Annotated in this window: 4 protein-coding genes; 1 reads left to right on the top strand and 3 read right to left on the bottom strand. The window is 72.2% G+C overall.

Translation table 11 applies throughout. From position 1 onward, the window contains the following. Positions 1 to 300: 300 nt before the first annotated feature. Both ADL15_RS05820 and ADL15_RS56350 read right to left on the bottom strand, forming a co-directional pair. Positions 301 to 1,476 carry a hypothetical protein gene (locus tag ADL15_RS05820; protein WP_067685571.1) on the bottom strand — a complete coding sequence of 392 codons (1,176 nt, stop codon included), beginning with the start codon at positions 1,474 to 1,476 and terminating at the stop codon, positions 301 to 303. Positions 1,477 to 1,557: 81 nt separating this feature from the next. After that, complete coding sequence (locus ADL15_RS56350; RefSeq protein WP_269748310.1) at positions 1,558 to 1,680, bottom strand: hypothetical protein; 123 nt, start codon at positions 1,678 to 1,680, stop codon at positions 1,558 to 1,560. A 91-nt stretch (positions 1,681 to 1,771) separates the two neighbouring features. Between ADL15_RS56350 and ADL15_RS05815 the strand changes: the two genes are divergently transcribed. Next, positions 1,772 to 2,719: a GlxA family transcriptional regulator gene (locus ADL15_RS05815; RefSeq protein WP_067685570.1), complete on the top strand. Its 948-nt coding sequence runs from the start codon at positions 1,772 to 1,774 to the stop codon at positions 2,717 to 2,719. A 9-nt stretch (positions 2,720 to 2,728) separates the two neighbouring features. Here ADL15_RS05815 and ADL15_RS05810 read toward each other — a convergent pair whose 3' ends face one another. Further along, entirely contained in the window at positions 2,729 to 3,496 is a 768-nt protein-coding gene (locus ADL15_RS05810; RefSeq protein WP_067685569.1) for an SDR family oxidoreductase, read from the bottom strand. Positions 3,497 to 3,669: the final 173 nt, after the last annotated feature.

The following is a 3,669-nucleotide window of genomic DNA, read 5'->3' as shown; positions in this document are numbered from 1 at the left end:
GGCTTGCGTGGGGAGTTGTGGTGCGGTGCGCGCCGAAAGTCCCCACGCTCCGGGGTTTCCGGGCTTGCGTGGGGAGTTGTGGTGCGGTGCGCGCCGAAACTTCACACGCTTGGGGTTTGGTCTGACCGCAACCGCCCACGGACGTCGCCCCGGAGGGCTTCGCGTTCTGGACGCGTAGCGGCCAGCGGAGCCCGCAGGGGTCCCGGCGGGAGCGACGGTCCGCACCCCAGCGGACGCACGACATCTTGATCTTTCGGGGTCTCCTGAAGCGGTCTCCTGAAGCGGTCTCAGGAAGCGATCTCACGACGTCGGGCGGTAGGCGATCTCCGGGTCCAGCAGCGGTGTCCACGTCGGACGCCAGCGCGGGTTGCGGGCCTCGACCTCCTCCTGCAGATTCGTGCGCCAGGGGCCGGAGACGCCGTCGTCGGGCCACCAGGACGGCCAGGAGTCGTAGCAGCGTTCGATCCGGAACTTGTTGGCGCTGGTCTCCACCCGCAGGTAGAACCAGCGGCCGTAACGCGGATCGGATTCGGCCCGGCGCAGCGCGCGGACCAGCTCGGTGAGACGGCGGAACGCCGCGTAACGCTCCTCGCCCGGCCGGTCGGCCGGTGGGTGCTCGCCGGGCTGGGAGCTGAAGCTCGTCGCGTCCGCGTAGGCCAGCAGCGAACACCGCCCGTCACCGGCCGGCGCGCGCTCCTGCAGCCAGCTGACCAGCGCGCCGAGCTCGTCGGTGTCCGGTGGCGCGGGCCGGCGCAACTCGGTCGCCTCGCGCATGGCCGACCAGACCAGCCGGTCGTGCTCGCCCTGACTGAGCCGCCGGACCCGGCGCATCGGCGGGCGCTGCCCCGGCGCGATCCGCGGCGCCCGGGTGCCCGGCGTGATCCCGCCCCGGTTCGCGGCGGCGAGCGCGGCCCCGATGTCCGCGGTGTCACCGAGCAGCGCGTCGAGGTGCCCGGCGTCGACCTCACCGCGGATCGCGGCGTGCAGCAGGTCGGCGGCGATCTCGCGCAGCCCGGGCCGGGCGGCCAGACCGGTGACGGCGTGCAGCGCGGTGACCATGCGCTCCTCGCTGAGCAGCGGCGCGAGCAGTTCGACCATGCCGTCGTCGTACCGGGGCTGGTAGCGCACCCGGGACCAGCGGCCGTTCTCGTGCCAGATCACGAAACCCAGCTCGTCGTTCTCGGCCAGCGGCGCCAGCTCGGCCCAGGGCAGCCAGTCCGGCGCGCCGGTGAGCGGGTCGGCGGCCGGGTCGGTGGAGACCGCGGCGTGGTGGTCGTGGTGCGCGCCGTAGAGGACCGCGCGGCGGCCGTCGAGCAGCGCGAACCGGGCCCAGCCGGTGTCCGGGTCGTCCCGCCGGGCGCCGCGCTCGTCGATGGACCACCGCTCACCACGGCTGATGCCGGTCATCGCGGCGCTCAGCGCGGCCCAGCGGGTCCAGAGCAGTCCGGGCGCGGGCAGGTCCACGTCGGTCAGCATCTGTCCACTGTGCCAAATGCCGCCGGGCGACCGTCACCCACGGGGGGCGGAAATCGTCCGGCGGCTTCTCCCGGGGAGCGGTCACGAGTCGCGGCGGCCGTCGACGCCGGGCTTCCAATCGGCGCTGTCCCGGCTGTCCGCGGTGAGGCCGACCGCGGAAGCGATCAAAAGTAGGACGAAGAAGGCAAGAAGGATGATTTCCATGCCTCTAGCGTCGTCCCGAAACCGGTGTCGTACCAGTGGCAGTAATGCCATACATCTTCAAGAAACTGCCAACCTTCGGTACGGTGTCGGCATGTTGCGCAGCGTTGCCGTGATCGCCATGCAGGAGGTGGCGGTCTTCGAGCTGGGTGTCCTCTGTGAGCTGTTCGGCTACGACCGCACCCCGGAGGGCCTGCCCGGATACGAGTTCTCGGTCTGCAGCGTCGGCGGCGCCCCGGTGCCGACCCACTCCGGTTTCGCGATCACGCCCAGCCACGACCTCACCCCGGCCTGGACCGCCGACCTGGTCGCCGTCGTCCCCAACGACATCCAGGACGCGCCGCCCGAGATCCTCGAGGTGCTGCGCCACGCACACGACCGCGGCGCCTGGGTGATGAGCGTGTGCACCGGCGCGTTCGCCCTGGGCGAGGCCGGCCTGCTCGACGACCGCCGCTGCACCACACACTGGCGGCACACCGACCGGCTCGCCGACCGGTTCCCCGCGGCGAAGGTCGACCCGGGAGTCCTCTACGTCGCCGACGGCACCGTGCTGACCAGCGCCGGCACCGCCGCCGCGATCGACTGCGGCCTCCACCTGATCCGCGAGGAGCAGGGTTCCGCGGTGGCCGCGCAGATCGCCCGGCGGATGGTCGTCCCGCCGCACCGGGACGGCGGCCAGGCCCAGTTCATCGAGACGCCGATGCCGACGGTGTCCTGCGAGACCCTCCAGCCGCTGCTGACCCACCTGCTGGAGACCCTCGACCGGGAGCACACCGTGGAGACCATGGCCGCCCTGGTGCACCTGGCCCCGCGGACGTTCGCCCGCCGGTTCCGGGCCGAGACCGGCGCCACCCCGCACGACTGGCTGACCGGCCAGCGGGTGCTGCTCGCCCGGCGGCTGCTGGAGGACACCGAGCTGGGGGTGGACGTGATCGCGGGGAAAGCGGGGTTCGGCAGCGCACAGACCTTGCGGCATCACTTCGGTCAGCGGCTGAGCACGACCCCGCAGTCCTACCGGAGCACCTTCAAGACCAAAGCCTGAGCGCTCGGATCAGCCCGCGTCCGCCGCCTGCCACTCGGCGAGGGTGATCGTGCCGAGGCGCGCTCCCGGCCCGGCCACCAGCGCGTTCACCGGAACGTTCGCACCGAAGAACGGCCTGCCATCCGAGGTGATCTTCAGGTCGGGAGCCAGCCGCCGGCCGATCTCGTCCAGCGGCAGCACCTCCGGCCCGGCCACCTCGACGGTCCCGCCCGTGCTGGCCGTCCCGCCCGTGCTGGCCGTGCTGGCCGGTTCGGACTCGACCACGTCGGCCAGGATCGTGGTGAGGTCGGCGAGGTCGATCGGCTGCAGGTTCACCGGAGCCAGCCGGGCCTCGCCGTCCACCGCGTTGGCCCGGATCAGCGGCGCCAGGAACGTGTGGAACTGGGTGGCCCGGACGATCGTGTACGGAACCCCACCGGCCTTGACCGCCGCCTCCTGCGCCAGCTTCGCCCGGTAGTACGCCAAGTCGGAAGCCGCCTCCAACCCGACGATCGATAGCAGCACGTGATGCCGGACCCCGGCCGCCCGCGCCGCCGTCGCCACGTTCTCCGACGACGCCCGGAAGAACGCGGTCGCGGCCGCCTCCTCCTGCTCGGTCGTGTTGAGCACGTCCACCACCACGTCCGCCCCGGCGAGCGCCTGCTCCAAGCCACTCCCGGAGATCACGTCCACCCCGGTCGACCGGGCGGCCGCCACCGCCTCGTGCCCCCGCGCCCGCAACTCCTCGACCAGCAACGTGCCGGTCTGCCCGGTCCCGCCGACGACTACCACCTTCATGTCGCGCTCCTCCGTGTCGGTACCTACCGGAGAAGGACGACCCACCACCCCCAAATGTGACAGCACCGCCAGGCAGAAATCCGCCACTCCCGGCAGGCGATCCCCTCCCGGCCACCCCAAAATCAAAAACCCCACACGGTACGACGCGGAGCCCCCGACCTCCCCCCCCGCAC

The organism is Actinoplanes awajinensis subsp. mycoplanecinus, from assembly GCF_001509495.1.
Taxonomy (GTDB): domain Bacteria; phylum Actinomycetota; class Actinomycetes; order Mycobacteriales; family Micromonosporaceae; genus Actinoplanes; species Actinoplanes palleronii.
Note: the sequence above shows the minus strand (reverse complement) of the source record. Positions and strands in the feature narration are given on the sequence as shown.

Bases quoted from the DNA above. Each gene is read 5' to 3' on its own strand.
- ADL15_RS05815 (WP_067685570.1), top strand. From the start codon at position 1,772: ATGTTGCGCAGCGTTGCCGTGATCGCCATGCAGGAGGTGGCGGTCTTC.
- ADL15_RS56350 (WP_269748310.1), bottom strand. From the start codon at position 1,680: ATGGAAATCATCCTTCTTGCCTTCTTCGTCCTACTTTTGATCGCTTCC.
- ADL15_RS05810 (WP_067685569.1), bottom strand. From the start codon at position 3,496: ATGAAGGTGGTAGTCGTCGGCGGGACCGGGCAGACCGGCACGTTGCTG.
- ADL15_RS05820 (WP_067685571.1), bottom strand. From the start codon at position 1,476: ATGCTGACCGACGTGGACCTGCCCGCGCCCGGACTGCTCTGGACCCGC.